Here is a 20,518-nt window from a genome sequence, read left to right on the forward strand (position 1 = left end):
AAACCGCCCACCGGTGCCTCAGGAAATTTCACGCCGGAACGGCGGCAATGCATTGAGGATGGCCTTGCCGTAGCGCTGGGTGACCAGCCGCCGGTCCAGCAAGGTGATGATGCCGCGGTCCTCTTCGGTGCGCAGCAGGCGGCCGCAGGCCTGGACCAGCTTGAGCGAGGCGTCCGGCACGGCGATTTCCATGAACGGATTGCCGCCCCGGGCCTCGATCCACTCCGACAACGCGGCCTCGACCGGATCGTCGGGCACCGAGAACGGGATCTTGGCGATCACCACGTGCTCGCAGTACGCGCCCGGCAAGTCCACGCCCTCGGCGAAGCTGGCGAGGCCGAACAGCACGCTGGAATCGCCGCCGTCGACCCGCGCCTTGTGCTTGTTCAGGGTTTCCTGCTTCGACAGGTTGCCCTGGATGAACACCTGCTTGCGCCAGTCGCGGTCGAGGCCGTCGAACACGTCCTGCATCTGCTTGCGCGAGGAGAACAGCACCAGGCTGCCCCGCGAGCCTTCGACCAGGTCCGGCAGGTCGCGGATGATCGCGGCGGTGTGGCCGGCGGCGTCCCGCGGATCGGCGTTGAGGTCCGGTACCCGCAGCACGCCGGCGTCGCAATGGTGGAACGGGCTCGGCACCACGGCGGTGACGGCTTTTTTCGGCAGGCCGGCGCGCATGCGGAAACGGTCGAAGGTGCCGAGCGCCGTCAGGGTCGCCGAGGTCACCAGGCAGCCGTGCGCCACGTTCCACAGGCTGCGGCGCAGGGTCTCCGCCGCCAGGATCGGGCTGGCGTTGACCTCGATGTCGAACAGCGAACCGCTTTCGGCCAGGGTCAGCCAGCGGGCCATGGGCGGGTTGTCTTGCGGATCCTCGGCGGTGAACGCGGTCCACAGCTCCCAGTTGCCGGAGGCCCGGGACAGCAGGCTGCCGAACAGCGGATACCATTCTTCGGCCTGGGTGCTGGCGATGCCGATGTTGACCTCGCCGTCCATGCCCTCCTTGAGCAGGTCGGTCAGGCGGGTGAACAGGTCGTTGAGCCGGGCGAAGCCCTTCTTCAGCTCGATGCCCATTTCGCGCATGTGCTCGGGGATCACCCCGCCGACGAAGCGGTGGCGCGGCCGCTCGCGGCCTTCGGTGTCTTCGCCGGGGCGGAAGTCGGCGATCTGCTCGCAGGCGCTGAACATGAACTGCTGCTGGGCCTTGATCTCCCGCGCCAGCTCCGGCACCTGTTCGATCAGCTTGCCGAGGTCGCCGGGCAACGGGTGCTGGGCCAGCAGTTTGGTGAGGTTCTTGGCGGTGGTCTCCAGCCAGTCGGCGGTGGAGCGCAGGCGCGTGTAATGGGCGAAGTGGCCGATGGCCTTGTCCGGCAGGTGATGCCCTTCGTCGAACACGTAGATCGTGTCGCGCGGGTCCGGCAGCACCGCGCCGCCGCCCAGCGCGAGGTCGGCCAGCACCATGTCGTGGTTGGTGACGATCACATCGACCTTGCCCATCCCTTCGCGCGCCTTGTAGAAGGCGCACTGGCCGAAGTTGGGGCAATGGCGGTTGGTGCACTGGCTGTGGTCGGTGGTCAGGCGCGCCCAGTCGGCGTCCTCCAGGGCGTTGGGCCAGCTGTCGCGGTCGCCGTCCCACTTATTGCCGGCGAGCTTCTCGATCATGCTGGTGAACAGCTTCTGGCTGGCCTCGTCGACCTCGATCTTGAAGCCTTCCTCTTCGAACAGCTGGGCGGTGGCGGTCTGCGCGTGGCCTTCCTGCAGCAGCATGTCGAGCTTGGACAGGCACAGATAGCGGCCGCGGCCCTTGGCCAGGGCGAAGCTGAAGTTCAGCCCGCTGTTGCGCATCAGGTCCGGCAGGTCCTTGTAGACGATCTGCTCCTGCAGGGCCACGGTGGCGGTGGCGATCACCAGCCGCTTGCCGGCGGCCTTGGCGGTCGGGATCGCCGCCAGGCTGTAGGCCACCGTCTTGCCCGTACCGGTGCCGGCCTCCACCGCGACCACCGCGGGGTCGCCGCTGCGCTTGCCTTCGTCGTCGGTGTCGATGTCGCCGAGGACCTTGGCGACTTCAGCGATCATCAGGCGCTGGCCGTAGCGCGGCTTGAGGCTCTTGGCCTCGAGGAAACGCGAGTAGGCGCCCTGGATCGTGGTTTTGAGTTCGGTGCTGATCATGGGGTGTCGGGCGCAAAAAGCGCTGGATAAATTTTCAGTGGTTCGGATCGGCCGCTATCATACCCCGCTAATCAGTCCCGCGCAGAACGGAGTGCCCCAATGACACCTTTTAGCCTCGTTTACCCCTTGCATGTGCTCGCCGCCCTGGTCTGGGTCGGCGGCATGTTCTTCGCCTGGATGGTGCTGCGCCCCGCCGCGGTCAAGGCGCTGGACGGCCCCGGCCGGCTGACCCTGTGGGTGGAAGTGTTTCAAGGTTTTTTCCGCTGGGTGTGGGGCGCGGTGATCCTGCTGCCGGTCACCGGCGTGGGCATGCTGCACCTGCAGCAGATCGGCTTCGACAACGCGCCGCGGTACGTGCAGGTGATGATGGGGCTGTTCGTGGTGATGACGGCGCTGTTCATCCGGATTCAGGCACTGATGCTGCCGGAACTGCGCACGGCGGTGGAGGCGAAGGACTGGCCGGCGGGTGCGGCGGTCTTGGGACGGATCCGTCGGGTGGTGGGGATCAACCTGCTGGTCGGCATTGCCCTGGTGGCGGTGGCGGCGGCGCGGCCGACGTTCTGAGCCGCACGCGACACCGCTCAGGCCGGGGCGCCGGCTCCCCGGCCTGAGCGCAATGGCTTACAGGTGCTGCACGGTCACGGAACCTGCCGCGCCCACAGGCCCCGGCTGGCCATCGGCGCCCGGACGGCCGCTCTTGCCGCCGTCGGCGCGGTACACCAGGCAGCCCTTGGACTTGCCGCCCGCCCCAGGCTTGCCGCCAGGCCCCGCCGGGCCGCCGGCGCCGCCGGCCACATCGACCTTGATCAACTGCGCCGGGAAATCCCGCGGCACTTCGAGACGCACCAGGCCGCCCGGCGCGCCCGGCTGGCCGTCGCTGCCGTCGCTGCCGTCAAAACCGCGGCCGGCCTGGCCCCAGGTGCAGCCCGGATCCTGGCCGTTGGCGCCGTCCAGGCCGACGAACCCCGGCGCCCCGGTGCCGCCGCGGGCATCGACCGACAGCTGCGGTGCGTTCAGCGCCTTGAACTGCAGGTTCAGGTTGCGTCCGGCGCGGGCCGCCTTTTCGTAGGTGCCCGGCGCCCCGCGCGCGGTGATCCGGCTTCCTTCGGCCAGGTCCGCACGGCTGACCTTCATGTCCAGCGCCTGTTCGCCCGGCACGATGGCGATCCGCGCTTCGTGGCCCAGGCGCAGTTCCTTGACGGTCAGCTCGGTGACGTTGGACGGCACCAGCAAGGTGCCGTAGTCGGCGACCTCCAGCCGTTCCAGCTGCAGTGTGCTGGTGGTGTTGGGCAGGCGCATCAGGGAGTTGGTTTCGACGCTGACCACCTGGGCGCAGGCCAGTGGACTGATGAATGCAGCGAGCAGGCAGAGTTTACGCATGGGAAGCCTCCGGGGCGGCCGGGGCCGGGATGGTTTGCAGGTGGAAAACGCCGAACAGCAGGATGCGGCCACGGTCGCGCCAAGGGTGCGGACGCCCTTTGAGGCTGCGGTTGCACAGCAGCGCCTCGAGGACGTGGATCAGCAGCCAGAGACCGCCGGCCAGGTTGACCAGCAGGTGCAGCGGACGGACAAACGGCACCAACTGATTGGCCAGCACCACGCAAACGAACAGCAGGGTCAACAACCGCCCCAGCCCCCATAACAGCTTCATACGCTCCCCCGTGTCGGAATTATTCTTTGGGCGCACAGTAACGGCTTCGGTGATGGATTAGCCAGAGGGGAAAATGAAAAAAATCCGTCACCCGCCGGACGGCCGCCGGCACACCCAGGAGCGGCGGCCGACGGCTCTAGCCTGCGGACTACAGACATTTCCTAACGATTGATGTGAAGTTCCACGCGACGGTTCTGCGCGCGGCCCTCGTCGGTGTTGTTGTCCGCCACCGGTTCGCGCTCGCCGCGTCCTTCGCTGGTGAGCTTGCCGGGCTCCAGCCCTTGGCTCAGCAAGTACGCCGCCACGCTGCTGGCGCGCCGTTCCGACAGGGCCTGGTTGTAGGCGTCGGTGCCTTTGCTGTCGGTGTGGCCGATGACCTTGATGCTCACCACGTCGGCGTTGCGCAGCTTGTCCATCAACGCATCCAGTTGGCTTTTCGCCGCCGGGGTCAGGTCGGACTTGTCGAAATCGAACAGCACGTTGCCGGCATCGCTCAGGGTGATGACTTCGGTCTGCGGGGCCGGTTTCTCGGTGGCCGGGTACTGCGGCAGCGGGCAGCCGCGGTGGTCGACCGGCGTGTTGGCCGGTGTGTCGGGGCAACGGTCGCGGCGGTCGAACACGCCGTCGCCGTCTTCATCGCCGTCCTGGGCGTAACAGATCAGTCCGCCGGTGAGGATCCCCAACGCCGCGCCGCCGCCCGCCCAACCACCGTTTTCGAGCGCGCCGAGACCGCCGCCGACCAGCCCGCCGATGAGGCTGCAGATCGGCCATGTGCGTTGATTGAGGGGAGCGGTGCCATCGCTGTGGGTGGCGCAACCGGTCAGCAGGCTGCCCAGCAGCAGAACCGGCAAGACGGACCTTGTGAGAACACTCATCGTGAAAGCTCCTGTGTCACCGGCCCATACCGGTTACACAGGAGTAAAGACCCGCATCCGCGACTGCACAAGCCGCGGATGCGAGGGGGCTCAACGCACGATTTTGATTTCCGTGCGACGGTTCAGCGCGCGGCCGTCCGCAGTCTTGTTGTCCGCCACCGGCTGGCTTTCGCCGGCACCGGTCACCGACACGAAGCTTGCGCGAGGCACGCCTTGCTGGATCAGGTACTCGACCACCGAGTGCGCACGGCGGTCCGACAGTTTCTTGTTGTAGGCATCGCTGCCCACGCTGTCGGTGTGACCGGTCACGGTCAGCTGCGCGGTGGAGGATTCCTGTTTCAGGCGCGAGGCGACCTTGTCCAGGACCTGTTTATCGGATGGCGTCAGCGTGGCCTTGTCGAACTGGAAGTGCACATCGCGGATCACGATGGTTTCTTCCTTGACCACGACCGCTTCTTCCACCACTGGCGCAGGTGCCGGTGGAGGGCAGCCGTCGGCGTCGACCTTCACGCCGCGAGGCGTGTGGGGGCACTTGTCGCGGCTGTCCGGCACACCGTCGCCGTCCTCGTCGCCGTCACCGTGCACCCAGCAGTAGGCCGCTGCCGTGCCGCCGACCAACAGCGCGCCGTAACCGGCCCAGGACGAACTTTCCGTCGCCCCGAGACCTGCGCCGACGACACCGCCGACTGCCGCACAGGTCGGCCAGTCGGTTTTCTGCAAACCTGCACAACCAGTCAACACACTGGTTAGCAGAACCAAGGGCAATGCTGTCCGAACTATGCTCATCTAGTTTTCTCCTGAGGGATCGGCTTGCAACCGATTCAGGGAGTAAAGACCGGAGTTTTAATCTCCGCCAGCAATAGGTCACGGCTGTTTGCGCGCCTGTTCACGGGACTTCGGCGCACTTGCCGCAAACCCGCGAAACAGGGCGCTAGGCTCCGGCGCCCCGGCACGCTAGTCTTGACGGCCTGACCGAGGACTTTCCATGACCGTCGCCCTTTCCACCCGTACGCCGCAGCAGGCGCTGGCCGCCCTGCTTGACCGCTACGCGCCCGCCCGCCTGCTGCTGATCGGCGCCAGCGAGTTCCCGGCCCTGGCCGCCTTCAAAGAGGCCCACCCGGACACCCGCGTCGCCCACGCCGCCCCCGGCGCCCTGCCCGATGAACTCGCCTCGCAGCGGTTCGACCTGGCGCTGGTGGTCGATTGCCTGGAGCACCTGCCCAAGCGCGACGGCCTGAACCTGCTGGGCGGCATCCGCAACCTCAACGCCAGCCGCATCGCCGTGCTGGCGGACCTTTCGGCCAGCGGCTGGCAAGAGACGGACTTCTACTCCCTGGCCCTGCAGGCCAGCGAGCGCTTTGCCCGCGACGAGCAAGTGCTGACCCTCTTCACCTACGATCTGCTTGACTACAAGCAAGTCCCCGACTGGCTCAATTCGAAGTTCTGGGCCAACCCGGAAAACTTCGGGAAATACTGGTGGTAATCCGATGAGTACAGCCATTTGCCCCTGCGGCAGCGGCAACCTGCTGGACGCCTGCTGCGGCCATTATCATGCCGGCCATCCGGCCCCCTGCGCCGAAGCCCTGATGCGCTCGCGCTACAGCGCCTACGTGCTGGGCCTGGTCGACTACCTGGTGGCGACCACCCTGCCCGCCCAGCAAGCGGGGCTGGACCGCCAGTCGATCAGCGACTGGAGCGCCCAGAGCACCTGGCTCGGCCTTGAGGTGGAAAGCTCCGAAGTGCTCGGCGGCCAGCCGGAACACGCCTTCGTCACCTTCACCGCCCGCTGGCACGACAGCCAGGGCGAACACAGCCACCGCGAACGCTCCTCGTTCGTGCAGAACGCCGGCCGCTGGTACTTCATCGACCCGACCGTAGCGATGAAGACCGGCCGCAACGACGCCTGCCCCTGCGCCAGCGGGCAGAAGTTCAAGAAGTGCTGCGCCGGTTATTTTCAGTAGTCGAACAAGGAAGGCAGACATGAATGAAGCGAACCAATCTCTGGAAAGGCAACACGCTGAAAAACTCCCTCTATACGAAAGATACGCTGCGTCCCTAGAGCAACTCCTGAGCAAAAAACTGACAGAAAACAACGTCAAGCATCACCTGATCGAGTCAAGGGCAAAAGACACCAAAAGCTTCCTGAAGAAAGTAAGCAACCCCGTAAAGGATTACCGGAAGCCTTTCGAAGACATCACCGATCTTGTCGGCCTGCGGGTGATCACCTTCTACGAAGACGACATAGACGAAGTGGAAAAACAGCTGGTGGGCCTGTTCAAGCAGGTTCAACCCAAAGAGGTCAAAAAACCGGCAGACGAGTCGACTTTTGGTTACCGCTCCGTTCACTTCATTGTTCAGATCGAACCCGGCACCGAGATTCCCGACGAGCTCACATCACTGACCGGGCTGAAGTTTGAGATTCAGGTCAGAACCGTGCTTCAACATGCCTGGGCGGCGATATCGCACAAGCTCGAATACAAGCGCGACTCCGATGTGCCAGAAAACCTGAAAAGGAAGCTCTTTCGACTTGCGGCCCTGTTTGAGATCGCCGACGACGAGTTCGAGTCGTTGAGGGCGCTGTCTCAACAGGAGGATGTAAACATTGGCAAAAAGCTGGAACAGGAGGAGACGGACATACCGATAGACCTCGCGTCCCTGAAGCAACATTTGAACTTGCTTTCAGGCTCGGCATTTCTCCAGGACGCCCGAAACGCCGGATTTGCTGTCGATCGGCCCAATACCGTCGCACGCGACGACAACGAGACGTTTTCGAAACTGATCCAAATCTGCAAATTGGCCGGGCTGACGACGATCCGCCAACTTGACGAGACGCTCGAATCGGCCTCCGTCTTCGCGCATGAATTTTTCCGCGAACTCATCAGACGCAACAAGGAACGAGGCAGCAGCAGTTGGTCCGCGAGCGTCGCCTTCATCTGCCAACTCCTGATCCTGCGGGAAAAATCGTCGCAGCTCTCCGAGGACCACCTGATAGCACTCGATTGGGACCGCGGTATGGCGGAGCAAGTGCTTTCCGTCGCGAAGAAATTTGCCCGAGACTGACCCGCCCCTTTGCAAGTGAGTGCGGATGCATTGGCATGCATCACATCGACCGGTTGCTAGACTCAGTCCAAAAAGGAGTTTGGCATGGGCTTTCAACGCATGGCACGGGGCGCACTCACCCTGATGGTTCTATTGGGAGTGAGCGGCTGCGCCTCGTGGTTCGCCGACGACTTGCCGGATCCGGCGGTGCATCTGGTGAAGGTGGAAGTGGTGCGGGCCAAGCTGCTGGAGCAGAAGTTCGTCCTGCACTTTCGCATCGACAACCCCAACGACAGCGACCTGACCGTGCGCGGCCTCGAATACCGCGTGCACCTGGCCGGCCTGCTGCTGACCGAGGGCGAGCACGAACACTGGATCACGGTGGGGCCCAAGCGCAGCGCGTTCTATAAGGTGCCGGTGCGCACCAACCTGTGGCCTCAGGTGAAAGAGGTGGTGAAACTGCTCAAGAACCCCAACCAGCAGATCCCCTACCGGCTGCAGGGCGAGATGGAAACCGGTTTATTCATCGCGCACTACGTGCACCTGGAGCGCAATGGCGTGATAATCCCCGCCGAATTGATTCCGGAGTGACCCCGATGACCCAGCAACCTCATGTCCATGGCCCTGACTGCAACCACGATCATGACCATCACCACCACGACCATGGCCATGTCCACGGCCCGAACTGCGGCCACGCCCACCAGGAGCCGGTGCGCAACGCCCTGAAGGACGTCGGCCGCAACGACCCTTGCCCGTGCGGCAACGGCAAGAAATTCAAGAAGTGCCACGGCGCGTGATGCCTGGGGCGAAGACCGGCTTCGCCTGACCGACCGCCATCGCCGGCAGGCTGGCTCCCGCCTTGTGATGCAGTGACCGCAAATGCTGCATTCGACCAAGACGCCTGTGGAAACCAGCCTGCCAGCGATGGCGTCAGCCCAAACGCCGCAGGGCCGGCAGAAGACTGTTGCTCTCAGACTGAATCCGCATCGCGCACATTTCCTGTGGGAGCTGGCTTGCCAGCGATGGCGTCAGCCCATTCACCACCACACCCTCAGACCGCCGCCAGAATCTCTCCACTGCCGACCACCGTCGCATACTCGCCGTGCAGGTTCCCCAGCGACATCGCATGCACATCCTCGGCCGAACGCAGCGCGCCGAAGAAATCGGCCTTGTCGAAGGTGAAGCACGCATCCTCCGCCACCCAGGCCTCGAACCCCAGATTGCCTGCCGTGCGCGCCGTGGACTCCACGGAGTTGTGGGTCGCCACGCCGACGATGACCAGTTGCCCGATCCCCGCCCCGCGCAACATCGCTTCAAGTCCCGTCGCGCAGAACGCATCCGGCACCTGCTTCTGGATCAGCCGCTCGCCGGCCTGCGGCGCGAAGCGCTCCTGAAACTCCACCCCCGATTGCCCGGGCCAGAACACCGACTCCGGTGAACACGACAGATGCTGGACATGGATCACCGGCCGGCCGCTGCGGCGCCACCTCTCCAGCAGCTCGAGGATCCGTGCCTCAGCCTGCGGATTGTTCCGCCGCCCCAGGCGCGGCTGCAGGATGCCTTTCTGCTGGTCGATGATGATCAGGGCGGCGTTGGCCTGGAGTTCCATGGCGGTGTTTCTCCCCAAAGGTCAGTTGATCGACCACTTCAACATCTGCGTTCACTGCGGGGCAAGCCCCCTGTTTCATCGCACGCAGCGCCCCGCCCCGGAAATAACTGTGCCCCCCGCTTGCGCGGCCCCTTCGCGCTCACTAACGTAGCGCCTTTACTGACGCTACCCCCCCGCAGGAGCCTTGCCATGGCCTCGCCAGCCCTCACACAATTTCTTCCCCGGTTCGGCGTTGCCGCAGCAGTGGCCGGTGTCTTGAGCCTGGCCGGTTGCCAGACCTGGAACGCTCAGGATTCGCTCCCCCCCGTCTCCGGCGTGCAGCCGCTCAAGGGCCTGGCGCAGAACGTCTCGGTGCGGCGCAACGCCATGGGCATGCCGCTGATCGAGAGCAACAGCTTCCACGATGCGCTCTTCGCGTTGGGCTATGTCCATGCCGGCGACCGCATCAGCCAGATGGTGACCCTGCGACTGCTGGCCCAGGGCCGTCTGGCGGAAATGTCCGGGCCGTCCCTGCTGGATGCCGACCGCTACATGCGCGCGGTCAACCTGAAGAAAAGCGCCGACGAGCTGTACAAGGCCTCGTCGCCACGGCTCAAGCGCTTCTTCGAAGTCTATGCGCGGGGCGTCAACGCTTACCTGTTCCGCTACGCCGACAAGCTGCCGGGGGATCTGGCCGCCAGCGGCTACAAGCCGGAATACTGGAAGCCTGAGGATTCGGCGCTGATCTTCTGCCTGCTCAACTTCAGCCAGTCGGCCAACCTGCCGCAAGAGATCGCCTCGCTGGTGCTCGCGCAGACCGTCACCACCGACAAACTGGCCTGGCTGACCCCGTCGGCCCCCGACGAGAACCTGCCGCTGGCCGAGGCCGACAAGCTGCAAGGCATCAAGCTCAACGGCCAGGTGCCGGGCCTGAGCGAACTGAGCGACGCCAGCCAGCAACTGGCGGCGCTGAACCTGCTCGGTGCCGCGTCGTCGAGCAACTGGGCCATCGCCCCGCAACGCAGCCGCAGCGGCAAGAGCCTGCTGGCCAGCGACAGCCACGGCCCGCTCGCGGCCCCGTCGCTGTGGAGCTTCGTGCAGATCCGCGCCCCCAAATACCAGGCCGCCGGGGTGACTGTGGCCGGCTTGCCGATGGTGCTCGGCGGCTTCAACGGCAAAGTGGCCTGGAGCATCAGCGGCGTGCAGGGCGACAACCAGGACCTGTTCCTGGAGAAGATCCGCCGTCAGGGCAGCAGCCTGGCCTACGAGGTCAACGGCAAATGGCAGCCGCTGGCGGTGCGCCAGGAAACCTATTTCGTCAAAGGCCAGCGTCCGATCCGTGAAGCGGTGTACGAAACCCGCCACGGTGCGCTGCTCAACAGCGCCCAGGCGGCGGCCCAGGGCTCGGGTTTCGGGCTTGCGCTGCAAGTGCCGAGCTTCACCGACGACAAGTCCCTCGATGCGCTGTTCGACCTGAGCCGCGCCCAGAGCGCCGAGCGCGCCTCGGACGCCAGCCGGGAAATCCGCGCCATCGGGCTGAACCTGGTGTTCGCCGACGCCAGCGACATCGGCTGGCAGGTCACCGGCCGCTTCCCGAACCGCCGCGAAGGCGAAGGCCTGTTGCCGTCGCCGGGCTGGGAGAGCCGCTACGACTGGGACGGCTACGCCGACCCGATGCTGCACCCCTACGATCAGGCCCCGGCCCAGGGTTGGCTCGGCACCGCCAACCAGCGGGTCATCCCCCATGGCTACGGCATGCAGCTGTCCAACTCCTGGGCGGCGCCGGAGCGCGGCGAGCGCCTGGCCGAACTGGCCGGCAGCGGCAAGCACGACAGCCGCAGCGTGATCGCCATGCAGTACGACCAGACCACCCTGTTCGCCGCCAAACTGAAGAAGATGTTCGAAGCGCCGGGCATGGCCCAGCCGCTCAAGCGGGCGATCGAAGCCCTGCCGGAGACTGACCGCGCCAAGGCCCGCGAAGCCTACACGCGCCTGATGGCGTTCGACGGCAAGCTCAGCCCGACCTCGGCCGATGCGGCGATCTACGAGCTGTTCCTGCAGGAAAGCATGAAGCAGATCTTCCTCGACGAACTGGGCCCGCAGAGCAGCCCGGCGTGGAAAGCCTTCGTCGCCGACGGCGACCTGTCCTACGCCGCCCAGGCCGACCACTTGCTGGGCCGCGAGGACAGTCCGTTCTGGGACGATGTCCGCACCCCGCAGAAAGAAGACAAACCGGCGATCCTGGCCCGCAGCCTGGCCGCCGCCATCAGCGCCGGCGACAGCCAGCTGGGCGGCGACCGCAGAGCCTGGCAGTGGGGCAAGCTGCACCGCTACGAGTGGAAAAACGCCAACGGCCAGACGGTCCGCGGCCCGCTCGCCGCCGGCGGCGACCACACCACGCTCAACCTGGCGGCCTTCGCCTGGGGCCAGGACTTCGCCGTCAGCCGCGCGCCGTCGATGCGCTTCATCGTCGATTTCGGCCAAAGCGAACCGCTGTCGGCCCAGAACGGCACCGGCCAATCCGGCAACCCGGCCAGCCCGAACTACCTGAACGGGATCGATCCGTGGCTCAAGGGGCAGTACATCGGCCTGCCGATGCAGCCGCAGAACTTCGACCGGGTCTACGGCAAGACCCGCCTGACCCTCACCCCGGGCAAGTGAACGCCGCCCGCCGCCGCATCATCCCGGCGGCGGGCACAGATCCTGTAGGAGCCAGCCTGCTGGCGATGGCGTGCGCCAAGGCGCCGCAAGGCCGATCTGCCACACCCGCAGCCATTGCGCACCACCCTCCCGCAGCGGCCTTTTCGGCGCCCGCAAAATCAATAGAACTTTCGGACCCGCGCCCACCTCATAGCTGACAGGCCCCTCTTTCGAGGTAACGACATGGAGCTTGTCATCGCGCGTCCGGAAGGCTTGTACTGCCCCGTCGGGGATTTCTACATCGACCCGTGGCGGCCGGTCGAACGCTCGGTGATCACCCATGCCCACGGCGACCACGCCCGCACCGGCAACCGGCATTACCTGGCCAGCAGCGCCAGCGCCGCGATCCTGCGCGCGCGCCTGGGCCCGGACATCAACCTGCAGACCCTGCCCTACGGCCAGCGCCTGCCCCACCACGGCGTCACCCTAAGCTTCCATCCCGCCGGGCATGTGCTGGGATCGGCGCAGATCCGGCTGGAACACGGCGGCGAAGTCTGGGTCGCGTCCGGCGACTACAAGATCGAAGCCGACGGCACTTGCGCCCCGTTCGAACCGGTGCGTTGCCACACCTTCATCACCGAATCGACCTTCGGCCTGCCGATCTACCGCTGGCAACCGCAGGCCAAGGTGTTCGCCGACATCAACCGTTGGTGGCAGGCGAACGCCCGCGCCGGCAAGGCCAGCGTGCTGTTCTGCTATGCGTTCGGCAAGGCGCAGCGGATTCTGCACGGCATCGACCCGTCGCTCGGGCCGATCCTCTGCCACGGCGCGGTCGAGCCGCTGAACCGGGTCTACCGCGAGGCCGGCGTGGATCTGCCGCCCACGCGCTACGCCGCAGACGTACAGAAGAACGACCCGCTGCTGCGTCAGGCCCTGATCATCGCCCCGCCCCAGGCGGGCGGCAGCAGCTGGATGCGTCGTTTCGGCGACTACAGCGACGGTTTCGCCAGCGGCTGGATGCGCCTGCGGGGCCCCCGGCGGAGGCGCGGCGTGGACCGCGGTTTTGTGCTGTCGGATCACGCCGACTGGCCCGGCCTGCTCTGGGCCATCGGCCAGACCGGCGCCGAGCGCGTGAAAGTCACCCACGGCGCGGTCGGCACGCTGGTGCGGCACCTGCGCGAACAAGGGCTGGACGCCCAAGCCTTCAGCACGGAATACGGCGACGACGAAGACGGCAGCCCGGCCATAGCCCAGGTGCAGCCATGAAAGACTTCGCCCGCCTGTATGCCGAGCTCGACACCAGCACTTCGAGCAACGCCAAGCTCGCCGCCATGCAAACGTACTTCGCCCAGGCGGCGCCGCAGGATGCGGCGTGGGCGGTGTATTTCCTCGCCGGCGGACATCCCCGGCAACTGGTGCCGGTGCGGATCCTGCGGGATCTGGCGGTGGAACGGTCGGGGTTGGCGCCGTGGCTGTTCGAGGAGTGCTATCAGGCGGTCGGCGACCTGGCGGAAACCATTTCGCTGGTGCTGCCGGAGAACCCGGACACCTCTGACGACGGCCTGGCCGAGTGGATCGAACGCAAGCTCTTGCCGCTGCGCGGCGAAACCCCGGAGTACCTGGCCCGGCAACTGCCTGCCCTGTGGGCGCAACTGGACCGGCCGGGCCTGATGCTGTGCATCAAGCTGATCACCGGCAGTTTCCGGGTCGGGGTCTCGAAACTGTTGGTGACCCGGGCCCTGGCCGCCATGGCCGGGCTCGACAGCAAACGCGTGGCGCAGCGGCTGGTGGGCTACACCGACCTCGCCAACCGGCCCGACGCGGCGCGCTACCTGCAACTGATCGCCCCCGAATCCAGCGAAGAGCACGCCCGGCGCGGCGGCCAGCCCTATCCGTTCTTCCTCGCCCACGCCCTGTCGCAGCCGCCGGAACAGTTCGAGGCGCTCTTGGGCCCGCCCGAAGGTTGGCAAGCGGAATGGAAGTGGGACGGTATCCGCGCCCAAGCGGTGCGGCGCGACGGCCGGCTGTGGATCTGGTCGCGGGGCGAAGAACTGGTGACCGAACGCTTCCCGGAGCTGGGCGGCCTGCTCCGCGGCTTGCCCGACGGCACCGTGATCGACGGCGAGATCGTGGTCTGGAAAGACACGCCGGGTTCGCCGTCGGTGCAACCGTTCGCCCTCCTCCAGCAACGGATCGGCCGTAAGCGCCTGGACAAGAAAGTCCTCGAGGACGCCCCGGTGGCGATGCTCGCCTATGACCTGCTGGAGTGGCAGGGCGAGGATTGGCGCAACCGGCCGCAAAGCCAACGGCGCGAACGGCTGGAGCAGGTCGTCGCAGGTTGCGCCGATCCGGTCCTGCGGCTCTCGCCGGTTCTTACCGCGGACGACTGGGCAGACCTGGCCCGCCAGCGCGAGGCGTCGCGGCGCCTGGGGGTGGAAGGCATGATGCTCAAGGCCCGCGACGCGCTGTACGGCGTGGGCCGCACCAAGGACATGGGCGTGTGGTGGAAGTGGAAAGTCGATCCGTTCAGCGTCGATGCGGTGCTGATCTACGCCCAGCGCGGCCAGGGCCGGCGCGCCAGCCTCTACAGCGACTACACCTTCGCGGTGTGGGACGGCCCGTCCGGCTCCGGCCAGCGCTCGCTGGTGCCGTTCGCCAAGGCCTATTCGGGGCTCACCGACGAAGAAATGCGCCAGGTCGACATCATCGTGCGCAAGACCACCGTGGAGAAGTTCGGGCCGGTCAGCAGCGTCACGCCCAGCCTGGTGTTCGAACTGGGCTTCGAAGGCATCGCCCTCTCGCGCCGGCACAAGAGCGGCATCGCCGTGCGCTTCCCGCGCATGCTGCGCTGGCGCCAGGACAAGCACGTGGACGAGGCCGACGACCTGGCCACCTTGCAGAACCTGCTGACCTGATCCCCTGTGGCGCACACCAAGGCTGTCACATAACGGTGCGGCGCATTTCCCCTGCCCGTTTCCGTGCATCGATCCCTTGCGCCATTCCTTCCTACACCTTTTAAAACGCTTGTTCGGGACTCTGGTTCGGAAATTGCTACTTTCTATAGGTCGTAAGCGTTCCAGTAACAATACTTCTGCGCCCACAAGCGCTCATATTGGTTCTTAGGGATTGAATAATGAAAAAAGCATTGCTGACCCTTTCTGCACTGGCGTTGTGCATGGCTGCCGGTTCCACGCTGGCCAAGGAGTACAAGGAGCTGCGGTTTGGCGTTGACCCTTCCTACGCGCCGTTCGAGTCGAAAGCGGCCGACGGCAGCCTGGTGGGCTTCGACATCGACCTGGGCAACGCGATCTGCGCCGAGCTCAAGGTCAAGTGCAAGTGGGTCGAAAGCGACTTCGACGGCATGATCCCGGGCCTCAAGGCCAACAAGTTCGACGGCGTGATCTCGTCGATGACCGTGACCCCGGCCCGCGAGAAGGTCATCGACTTCTCCAGCGAGCTGTTCTCGGGCCCGACCGCCTACGTGTCGAAAAAAGGCTCCGGCATCACCGCCGACGTGGCCTCCCTGAAGGGCAAGACCGTCGGCTACGAGCAAGGCACCATTCAGGAAGCCTATGCCAAAGCCATTCTGGACAAGGCCGGCGTGAAGACCCAGGCCTACCAGAACCAGGATCAGGTGTATTCCGACCTGGTCTCCGGTCGTCTCGACGCCGGCATCCAGGACATGCTGCAAGCCGAACTGGGCTTTTTGAAGTCGCCGCAAGGCGCCGACTATGACGTCAGCAAGCCGGTCGACAACGAATTGCTGCCAGCCAAGACCGCTGTCGGTATTAAGAAAGGTAACACCGAGCTGAAAGCGCTTTTGGATAAAGGTATCAAAGCGTTACACGATGATGGCAAATATGCAGAGATTCAAAAGAAACACTTCGGTGATCTGAATCTGTACAGCGGCAAGTAAGGCCACGGCGCCCATCCCCGATGGGCGCCTTTCTCATCCGTTCAGGTTGCTGATTCATGTTCGAAAACCTATTACAGAATCTGGGGCTTTCCGCCTTCAGCCTCAAGGGCTTCGGCCCGTTGCTGTGGGAAGGCACCTGGATGACCGTCAAGCTGTCGGCGCTGTCGCTGCTGGTGGCCGTGCTGCTCGGCCTGATCGGCGCCAGCGCCAAACTGTCGAAGGTCAAGCTGGTGCGCCTGCCCGCCCAGCTCTACACCACGCTGATCCGCGGGGTGCCGGACCTGGTGCTGATGCTGCTGATCTTCTACAGCCTGCAGACTTGGCTGACCTCGCTCACCGACTACATGGAATGGGAATACATCGAGATCGACCCGTTCAGCGCCGGCGTGCTGACCCTGGGCTTCATCTACGGCGCGTATTTCACCGAAACCTTCCGCGGCGCGATCCTCGCGGTGCCCCGGGGCCAGGTCGAAGCCGCCACCGCCTACGGCCTCAAGCGCGGCCAGCGTTTCCGCTTCGTGGTGTTCCCGCAAATGATGCGCTTCGCCCTGCCGGGCATCGGCAACAACTGGATGGTGATGCTCAAGGCCACCGCGCTGGTGTCGATCATCGGCCTGGCCGACCTGGTCAAGGCCGCGCAGGACGCCGGCAAGAGCACCTATCAACTGTTCTACTTCCTGGTGCTCGCCGCCCTGATCTACCTTTTGATCACCAGCGCCTCCAACGTCATCCTGCGCCGGCTTGAACGCCGCTACGCCGCCGGGGCCCGGGAGGCCATCCGATGATCGAACTCCTGCAGGACTACTGGAAAGCCTTCCTTTATACCGACGGCAACAACATCACCGGGCTGGCCATGACCCTCTGGCTGCTCAGCGCCTCGATCTTCATCGGCTTCATCACCTCGATCCCGCTGTCCATCGCCCGGGTCTCGCCGCGCTTCTACATCCGTTGGCCGGTGCAGTTCTACACCTACCTGTTCCGCGGCACGCCACTCTACATCCAGCTGCTGATCTGCTACACCGGGATCTACAGCCTGGCTGCCGTGCGCGCCCAGCCGGTGCTCGACAGTTTCTTCCGCGATGCGATGAACTGCACGATCCTGGCCTTCGCCCTGAACACCTGCGCCTACACCACGGAGATCTTCGCCGGGGCGATCCGCAGCATGAACCACGGCGAAGTCGAAGCGGCCAAGGCCTACGGCCTGACCGGCTGGAAACTGTACGCCTACGTGATCATGCCGTCGGCCCTGCGCCGCTCGTTGCCGTACTACAGCAACGAAGTGATCCTGATGCTGCACTCGACCACCGTGGCCTTCACCGCGACCATCCCGGACATCCTGAAAGTCGCGCGGGACGCCAACTCGGCGACCTTCCTGACCTTCCAGTCGTTCGGCATCGCCGCCCTGATCTACCTAACCGTCACCTTTGCGCTGGTCGGCCTGTTCCGCCTCGCCGAACGCCGATGGCTGGCCTTCCTCGGGCCGACCCACTAGGACACCTTTGCAATGCGCCATCAGATGCATGACCTGCTGGCCCCGCTGCCGGGGACCGCACGCCAGATCCACAGCTTCCACTTCGGCCTGCAGAAGGGCCAAGGCAAGATCTACATCCAGTCCTCGCTGCACGCCGACGAACTGCCCGGCATGCTGGTGGCCTGGCACCTCAAGCAACGGCTGACGGAGCTGGAGGCCGCCGGCCGCCTGCGCAGCGAAATCGTGCTGGTGCCGGTGGCCAACCCGGTCGGCCTCGAACAAGTGCTGATGGACGTGCCGCTGGGCCGCTACGAGCTGGAGAGCGGGCAGAACTTCAACCGCTGGTTCGTCGACCTCAGCGAAGAGATCGGCAACGACGTCGCCGAGCGGCTGGGCGACGATCCCAGGCAAAACCTCGAACTGATCCGCGCCAGCCTGCGTACCGCCTTAGGCCGCCAGACACCCGCCACCCAACTGCAGTCCCAGCGACTGACCCTGCAGCGGCTGGCCTGCGATGCGGACATGGTGCTGGACCTGCACTGCGACTTCGAGGCCGTCACCCACCTCTACACCACGCCCGAGGCCTGGCCGCAGGTCGAACCGCTGGCGCGCTGCATCGGCTCGCAAGCCAGCCTGCTGGCCACCGACTCCGGCGGCCAGTCGTTCGACGAATGCTTCACGCTGCTCTGGTGGCAGTTGCAGGAGCGCTTCGGCGAACGCTTCGACATTCCGCCCGGCAGCTTTTCGGTGACCGTCGAACTGCGCGGTCAGGGCGACGTCAGCCATCCGCTGGCCGAACAGGACAGCCAGGCGCTGATCGATTACCTGACGCACTTCGGCGCAATCGCCGGCGAACCGGCGCCGCTGCCGCCGCTGCCCTTCCCCGCCACGCCGCTGGCCGGGGTCGAGCCGGTCGCCACGCCGGTCGGCGGGCTGCTGGTGTTCACCGCCACGCCGGGCCAATACCTGGAGGCCGGCCAACGCATCGCCGACATCATCGACCCGATCACCGACCGCGTGACGCCCGTCCACTGCACCGTCGCCGGCCTGCTGTACGCGCGCTCGCTGCGCCGCATGGCCACCGCCGGCATGGTCATCGCCCATGTGGCCGGCGCCGAAGCCTACCGCAGCGGCTATCTGCTTTCGCCTTGAGGATGCCTGTTCCATGTACAAACTGACTGTTGAAGACCTGCACAAGAGCTACGGCGACCATCAGGTGCTCAAAGGCGTCTCGCTCAAGGCCAAGACCGGCGACGTGATCAGCCTGATCGGCGCCAGCGGCTCGGGCAAGAGCACGTTCCTGCGCTGCATCAATTTCCTCGAACAGCCCAACAGCGGCGCGATGAGCCTCGACGGCCAGTCGATCCGCATGGCCAGCGACCGCCACGGCATGCACGTCGCCGATCCGGATGAGCTGCAGCGCCTGCGCACCCGCCTGGCCATGGTGTTCCAGCACTTCAACCTGTGGAGCCACATGACCGTGCTGGAGAACATCACCATGGCCCCCCGCCGGGTGCTGGGCTGCGCCAAGGCCGAGGCCGAAGACCGCGCCCGCCGCTACCTGGACAAGGTCGGCCTGCCGGCGCGGGTGGCCGACCAGTACCCGGCGTTCCTGTCCGGCGGCCAGCAGCAGCGGGTGGCCATCGCCCGCGCGCTGGCGATGGAGCCGGAGGTCATGCTGTTCGACGAACCGACCTCGGCCCTCGACCCGGAACTGGTCGGCGAGGTGCTCAAGGTGATCCAGGGCCTGGCCGACGAAGGCCGCACCATGATCATGGTGACCCACGAGATGAGCTTTGCGCGCAAGGTGTCCAGCCAGGTGCTGTTCCTGCACCAGGGGCTGGTGGAGGAAGAAGGCGCGCCGGAGGAGGTGCTGGGCAACCCCAAGAGCGAGCGGCTCAAGCAGTTCCTCAGCGGCAACCTCAAGTGAACCGTCCCTGAAAACGCAACGGCCGGTCAGCGGAGACCTTTTCGGCTTCCGTTGACCGGCCGTTCATGCGGGCGACGGTTCAAGCGACAGGCGCTGGCGGCGGCTCGTCCGGCAAGGTGGGCTCGCCGGGCTCGGTCGGCTGTTCGTTGGGCGTGTCGGGGTCGGGTTGACCGGGAATGCCCCCGGCCATGCCGACGGGCGGATGCGCCAGTAACGACCAGGCCAGTACCCCGACCTGATTGGGCTCGAGCCTTGCCAGTTCGGCGGTGATTCGCGGATCGATCTTCATGGGGCCTCCTCGGCGAAGGCCCGCTCTGCACGGGGCAAAACGGGCGGTACACCCCATAGAGTGTCCACCCGCCGAAGAATTCCCGGCAAATGCCGGACGGACGGATCAGGTGCGCGGTAGGGTCACGCCGCGTTGGCCCTGGTACTTGCCGCCGCGATCCTTGTAGGAGACTTCGCATTGCTCGTCGGATTCCAGGAACAGCATCTGCGCCACGCCTTCGTTGGCGTAGATCTTCGCCGGCAGGTTGGTGGTGTTCGAGAACTCCAGGGTCACGTGGCCTTCCCACTCGGGTTCCAGCGGCGTGACGTTGACGATGATGCCGCAGCGGGCGTAGGTGCTCTTGCCCAGGCAGATGGTCAGCACGTTGCGCGGAATGCGGAAGTACTCGACGGTGCTGGCCAGGGCGAAGGAGTTCGGCGGAATGATGCACACGTCGCTGTGGATGTCGACGAAGCTGCCGGCGTCGAAGTTCTTCGGGTCGACGATGGCCGAGTTGATGTTGGTGAACACCTTGAAATGATTGGTGCAACGCACGTCGTAGCCGTAGCTCGACACACCGTAGGAAATCACGCGGCTGTCGTCGCTGCCGCGCATCTGTCGCTCGACGAACGGTTCGATCATGCCGTGTTCCTGCGCCATGCGGCGAATCCACTTGTCCGATTTGATGCTCATGGCGGGTGTCCTGAATAGCGAGGTGGAAAAAATCTGTCCGGCATCTTACCGGGCGCGTCGCCGGGTTCAAAGTCCGGGGCGCGATTATCCCCGCACAGCCAGGTTTCACGGGGCCTGGCGACGAACCGTCACACCGCCGGTCCCGAAAACGGAGAAACCTTCGCAAGAAGCATTGGCACGTTCATGAAAAAGGGTTAAGGTGGCGCCACTGTGCTGCTTGTGTCACTGAGAATCTCTCCACGATATGTTGAATTTCGATCCAACCGTCTACAAGAATTTTTCCT

Annotated in this window: 22 protein-coding genes; 14 read left to right on the forward strand and 8 right to left on the reverse strand. The window is 65.4% G+C overall.

What is annotated here, in order from left to right:
- Positions 1-18: 18 nt before the first annotated feature.
- Positions 19-2,163, reverse strand: coding sequence for an ATP-dependent DNA helicase DinG (gene dinG, locus KVG96_RS18435; RefSeq protein ID WP_217893364.1), 2,145 nt, complete (start codon positions 2,161-2,163; stop codon positions 19-21).
- A gap of 99 nt (positions 2,164-2,262) precedes the next feature.
- Between dinG and KVG96_RS18440 the strand changes: the two genes are divergently transcribed.
- Positions 2,263-2,727, forward strand: a complete 465-nt coding sequence (locus KVG96_RS18440) for a CopD family protein (RefSeq protein WP_217893365.1) — start codon at positions 2,263-2,265, stop codon at positions 2,725-2,727.
- A gap of 57 nt (positions 2,728-2,784) precedes the next feature.
- Here KVG96_RS18440 and KVG96_RS18445 read toward each other — a convergent pair whose 3' ends face one another.
- The 4 genes from KVG96_RS18445 to KVG96_RS18460 all read right to left on the reverse strand — a co-directional run bounded on the left by KVG96_RS18445 (position 2,785) and on the right by KVG96_RS18460 (position 5,475).
- Complete coding sequence (locus KVG96_RS18445) at positions 2,785-3,543, reverse strand: collagen-like domain-containing protein (protein ID WP_217893366.1); 759 nt, start codon at positions 3,541-3,543, stop codon at positions 2,785-2,787.
- Positions 3,536-3,814: a DUF1145 domain-containing protein gene (locus tag KVG96_RS18450; protein ID WP_085581610.1), complete on the reverse strand. Its 279-nt coding sequence runs from the start codon at positions 3,812-3,814 to the stop codon at positions 3,536-3,538. The genes KVG96_RS18445 and KVG96_RS18450 overlap by 8 nt, the downstream gene beginning before the upstream one ends.
- Before the next feature lie 161 nt (positions 3,815-3,975).
- Complete coding sequence (locus tag KVG96_RS18455) at positions 3,976-4,689, reverse strand: PA1041 family peptidoglycan-binding anchor lipoprotein (protein ID WP_217893367.1); 714 nt, start codon at positions 4,687-4,689, stop codon at positions 3,976-3,978.
- A 90-nt stretch (positions 4,690-4,779) separates the two neighbouring features.
- Positions 4,780-5,475: a PA1041 family peptidoglycan-binding anchor lipoprotein gene (locus KVG96_RS18460; protein WP_085581606.1), complete on the reverse strand. Its 696-nt coding sequence runs from the start codon at positions 5,473-5,475 to the stop codon at positions 4,780-4,782.
- A 199-nt stretch (positions 5,476-5,674) separates the two neighbouring features.
- Here KVG96_RS18460 and KVG96_RS18465 point away from each other — a divergent pair, with 199 nt between their 5' ends.
- The 5 genes from KVG96_RS18465 (at position 5,675) to KVG96_RS18485 (ending at position 8,525) form a co-directional block, all read left to right on the forward strand.
- Positions 5,675-6,172: a DUF6231 family protein gene (locus KVG96_RS18465; protein WP_217893368.1), complete on the forward strand. Its 498-nt coding sequence runs from the start codon at positions 5,675-5,677 to the stop codon at positions 6,170-6,172.
- 4 nt (positions 6,173-6,176) lie between these two features.
- On the forward strand, positions 6,177-6,650 hold the full coding sequence (locus KVG96_RS18470) for a YchJ family protein (RefSeq protein ID WP_217893369.1): 474 nt from the start codon (positions 6,177-6,179) through the stop codon (positions 6,648-6,650).
- 19 nt (positions 6,651-6,669) lie between these two features.
- Positions 6,670-7,749, forward strand: coding sequence for a GTP pyrophosphokinase (locus KVG96_RS18475; RefSeq protein WP_217893370.1), 1,080 nt, complete (start codon positions 6,670-6,672; stop codon positions 7,747-7,749).
- Between the two features lie 84 nt (positions 7,750-7,833).
- On the forward strand, positions 7,834-8,319 hold the full coding sequence (locus tag KVG96_RS18480; protein ID WP_217893371.1) for an LEA/WHy family protein: 486 nt from the start codon (positions 7,834-7,836) through the stop codon (positions 8,317-8,319).
- 5 nt (positions 8,320-8,324) lie between these two features.
- Positions 8,325-8,525: an SEC-C metal-binding domain-containing protein gene (locus KVG96_RS18485; protein ID WP_085581598.1), complete on the forward strand. Its 201-nt coding sequence runs from the start codon at positions 8,325-8,327 to the stop codon at positions 8,523-8,525.
- Positions 8,526-8,779: 254 nt separating this feature from the next.
- Here the strand turns inward: KVG96_RS18485 and KVG96_RS18490 are convergent, their stop codons facing one another.
- Positions 8,780-9,337, reverse strand: coding sequence for a cysteine hydrolase family protein (locus KVG96_RS18490; protein WP_217893372.1), 558 nt, complete (start codon positions 9,335-9,337; stop codon positions 8,780-8,782).
- A 189-nt stretch (positions 9,338-9,526) separates the two neighbouring features.
- On the opposite strand from KVG96_RS18490, the gene KVG96_RS18495 reads away from it, so the two are divergent.
- The 8 genes from KVG96_RS18495 to KVG96_RS18530 all read left to right on the forward strand — a co-directional run bounded on the left by KVG96_RS18495 (position 9,527) and on the right by KVG96_RS18530 (position 19,273).
- Positions 9,527-11,977, forward strand: a complete 2,451-nt coding sequence (locus tag KVG96_RS18495; RefSeq protein ID WP_217893373.1) for a penicillin acylase family protein — start codon at positions 9,527-9,529, stop codon at positions 11,975-11,977.
- A 222-nt stretch (positions 11,978-12,199) separates the two neighbouring features.
- A complete protein-coding gene (locus tag KVG96_RS18500) occupies positions 12,200-13,222 on the forward strand; it encodes a ligase-associated DNA damage response exonuclease (RefSeq protein ID WP_217893374.1) in 1,023 nt (340 codons plus the stop codon).
- Positions 13,219-14,871 carry an ATP-dependent DNA ligase gene (locus KVG96_RS18505; protein WP_217893375.1) on the forward strand — a complete coding sequence of 551 codons (1,653 nt, stop codon included), beginning with the start codon at positions 13,219-13,221 and terminating at the stop codon, positions 14,869-14,871. The genes KVG96_RS18500 and KVG96_RS18505 overlap by 4 nt, the downstream gene beginning before the upstream one ends.
- Positions 14,872-15,089: 218 nt before the next feature.
- Positions 15,090-15,872 carry a transporter substrate-binding domain-containing protein gene (locus KVG96_RS18510; RefSeq protein WP_217893376.1) on the forward strand — a complete coding sequence of 261 codons (783 nt, stop codon included), beginning with the start codon at positions 15,090-15,092 and terminating at the stop codon, positions 15,870-15,872.
- A gap of 56 nt (positions 15,873-15,928) precedes the next feature.
- On the forward strand, positions 15,929-16,657 hold the full coding sequence (locus KVG96_RS18515) for an ABC transporter permease (RefSeq protein WP_217893377.1): 729 nt from the start codon (positions 15,929-15,931) through the stop codon (positions 16,655-16,657).
- Complete coding sequence (locus KVG96_RS18520) at positions 16,654-17,364, forward strand: ABC transporter permease (RefSeq protein WP_217893378.1); 711 nt, start codon at positions 16,654-16,656, stop codon at positions 17,362-17,364. The genes KVG96_RS18515 and KVG96_RS18520 overlap by 4 nt, the downstream gene beginning before the upstream one ends.
- A gap of 12 nt (positions 17,365-17,376) precedes the next feature.
- On the forward strand, positions 17,377-18,495 hold the full coding sequence (locus KVG96_RS18525; protein ID WP_217893379.1) for a succinylglutamate desuccinylase/aspartoacylase family protein: 1,119 nt from the start codon (positions 17,377-17,379) through the stop codon (positions 18,493-18,495).
- Between the two features lie 13 nt (positions 18,496-18,508).
- Positions 18,509-19,273: an ABC transporter ATP-binding protein gene (locus KVG96_RS18530; RefSeq protein WP_217893380.1), complete on the forward strand. Its 765-nt coding sequence runs from the start codon at positions 18,509-18,511 to the stop codon at positions 19,271-19,273.
- A gap of 79 nt (positions 19,274-19,352) precedes the next feature.
- Here the strand turns inward: KVG96_RS18530 and KVG96_RS18535 are convergent, their stop codons facing one another.
- Both KVG96_RS18535 and dcd read right to left on the reverse strand, forming a co-directional pair.
- The gene (locus KVG96_RS18535; protein WP_217893381.1) at positions 19,353-19,562 is read right to left on the reverse strand and encodes a hypothetical protein; all 210 of its coding nucleotides are present in this window, start codon (positions 19,560-19,562) and stop codon (positions 19,353-19,355) included.
- Between the two features lie 105 nt (positions 19,563-19,667).
- Positions 19,668-20,234, reverse strand: coding sequence for a dCTP deaminase (gene dcd / locus KVG96_RS18540; protein WP_085581574.1), 567 nt, complete (start codon positions 20,232-20,234; stop codon positions 19,668-19,670).
- Positions 20,235-20,518: the final 284 nt, after the last annotated feature.

The sequence above is a fragment of the Pseudomonas ekonensis genome (genome assembly GCF_019145435.1).
GTDB lineage: Bacteria > Pseudomonadota > Gammaproteobacteria > Pseudomonadales > Pseudomonadaceae > Aquipseudomonas > Aquipseudomonas ekonensis.

Coding starts and splice junctions, on each gene's coding strand:
- KVG96_RS18485 (WP_085581598.1), top strand. CDS start 8,325: ATGACCCAGCAACCTCATGTCCATGGCCCTGACTGCAACCACGATCAT.
- KVG96_RS18490 (WP_217893372.1), bottom strand. CDS start 9,337: ATGGAACTCCAGGCCAACGCCGCCCTGATCATCATCGACCAGCAGAAA.
- KVG96_RS18445 (WP_217893366.1), bottom strand. CDS start 3,543: ATGCGTAAACTCTGCCTGCTCGCTGCATTCATCAGTCCACTGGCCTGC.
- KVG96_RS18470 (WP_217893369.1), top strand. CDS start 6,177: ATGAGTACAGCCATTTGCCCCTGCGGCAGCGGCAACCTGCTGGACGCC.
- KVG96_RS18520 (WP_217893378.1), top strand. CDS start 16,654: ATGATCGAACTCCTGCAGGACTACTGGAAAGCCTTCCTTTATACCGAC.
- KVG96_RS18460 (WP_085581606.1), bottom strand. CDS start 5,475: ATGAGCATAGTTCGGACAGCATTGCCCTTGGTTCTGCTAACCAGTGTG.
- KVG96_RS18450 (WP_085581610.1), bottom strand. CDS start 3,814: ATGAAGCTGTTATGGGGGCTGGGGCGGTTGTTGACCCTGCTGTTCGTT.
- KVG96_RS18465 (WP_217893368.1), top strand. CDS start 5,675: ATGACCGTCGCCCTTTCCACCCGTACGCCGCAGCAGGCGCTGGCCGCC.
- KVG96_RS18500 (WP_217893374.1), top strand. CDS start 12,200: ATGGAGCTTGTCATCGCGCGTCCGGAAGGCTTGTACTGCCCCGTCGGG.
- KVG96_RS18495 (WP_217893373.1), top strand. CDS start 9,527: ATGGCCTCGCCAGCCCTCACACAATTTCTTCCCCGGTTCGGCGTTGCC.
- KVG96_RS18525 (WP_217893379.1), top strand. CDS start 17,377: ATGCGCCATCAGATGCATGACCTGCTGGCCCCGCTGCCGGGGACCGCA.
- KVG96_RS18475 (WP_217893370.1), top strand. CDS start 6,670: ATGAATGAAGCGAACCAATCTCTGGAAAGGCAACACGCTGAAAAACTC.
- KVG96_RS18455 (WP_217893367.1), bottom strand. CDS start 4,689: ATGAGTGTTCTCACAAGGTCCGTCTTGCCGGTTCTGCTGCTGGGCAGC.
- KVG96_RS18535 (WP_217893381.1), bottom strand. CDS start 19,562: ATGAAGATCGATCCGCGAATCACCGCCGAACTGGCAAGGCTCGAGCCC.
- dinG (WP_217893364.1), bottom strand. CDS start 2,163: ATGATCAGCACCGAACTCAAAACCACGATCCAGGGCGCCTACTCGCGT.
- KVG96_RS18510 (WP_217893376.1), top strand. CDS start 15,090: ATGAAAAAAGCATTGCTGACCCTTTCTGCACTGGCGTTGTGCATGGCT.
- KVG96_RS18515 (WP_217893377.1), top strand. CDS start 15,929: ATGTTCGAAAACCTATTACAGAATCTGGGGCTTTCCGCCTTCAGCCTC.
- KVG96_RS18505 (WP_217893375.1), top strand. CDS start 13,219: ATGAAAGACTTCGCCCGCCTGTATGCCGAGCTCGACACCAGCACTTCG.
- KVG96_RS18530 (WP_217893380.1), top strand. CDS start 18,509: ATGTACAAACTGACTGTTGAAGACCTGCACAAGAGCTACGGCGACCAT.
- KVG96_RS18440 (WP_217893365.1), top strand. CDS start 2,263: ATGACACCTTTTAGCCTCGTTTACCCCTTGCATGTGCTCGCCGCCCTG.
- dcd (WP_085581574.1), bottom strand. CDS start 20,234: ATGAGCATCAAATCGGACAAGTGGATTCGCCGCATGGCGCAGGAACAC.
- KVG96_RS18480 (WP_217893371.1), top strand. CDS start 7,834: ATGGGCTTTCAACGCATGGCACGGGGCGCACTCACCCTGATGGTTCTA.